Annotated in this window: 1 protein-coding gene; it reads left to right on the top strand. The window is 45.8% G+C overall.

Translation table 11 applies throughout. From position 1 onward, the window contains the following. Positions 1–784, top strand: a 784-nt coding sequence (locus AC1DX0_RS36345; RefSeq protein WP_477359391.1) for a hypothetical protein, incomplete at its 5' end; no start/stop codon positions are given. Positions 785–1,026 lie beyond the last annotated feature (242 nt).

Genomic DNA, 1,026 nt, shown 5'->3' with positions numbered 1-1,026 from the left:
GGCATCGGTACGCGGAGAAACAAATATCGATCGATTGAATAATGGCGACTGGCAACATTTGAACGTGACCCCCGATTCCGATGGTGGATATAAACTGTCATTCAAGAGCGGAAGCGAATTCTGCTCTCTCATCAGCATTCAAGGTTTCTGCGTCTCTCGTTATGACGACAATTGGGTCGTTGGCTATGGCCAAAGGGGCAATCAGGTGGCGATATCGCCGGGAGCATTGCAGTTCCTGCCGTCAGGTGGGTTTGAGACAGCAGGCTTGCAAGACGCCTCTCGGAATAACAATACTCAAACCAAAACATACCTCGAAAATAACTTTAATATGCTGGACGCATTGATACGAGAGTTCTGCGAGGAATTGTTTGGCGATGAAGACATGCGAAGGGCGGATACTGAGACGGTACGTGAACTACCCGGATATAAGGCTATATTCCCGCTAATAGAAAGTGGCGCGATTGAAATCCGTTTCCTTGGCGTGGTCGTGGACTTTATACGCTTACGCCCCGAGTTTTCATTCGCTATTGTATGCAACGATGATATTTCTAAGGTTATCTATAGAAATCTAAAGGGATCTACCTGCTTCTTCTTCAAGAGAAATGAGATGGAAAGCAAAACTATCGGGCGCTTGAAGTTATGCGATCTCGCAGCCCAACTTGGCAATAGAGATGATATTTGGCATGACACTTCTGCTGGCATGGCAAAACTGTTTGCAGATTGGGTAAATGGTGACGAGGAAGCGAAAGAGAAATTTTCTGTGGGGGAAATTTCACTTAATTAAAATCGTTACACCACCCATCTTAGGAATTCTGTAGTAAGAGGTATGACGTGAAGTGCCGAAAAAAACGCCAATTTGAATATCGATGCGTGTTACGTTGAGGAGAAGAAGGAAGTGGCTGCAGATATTTCGGAAATGGAACTTCACGATGTACTGAAGCACCTTCCCCATCGTCCATTCTCCACATTGCAGTTTATTCAGGTAGTGCGTCGCCGACATCTGTCGACATGGAGCAAGATTGAGGC

The sequence above is a fragment of the Mesorhizobium sp. P3_A9 genome (assembly GCF_056402975.1).
Note: the sequence above shows the minus strand (reverse complement) of the source record. Positions and strands in the feature narration are given on the sequence as shown.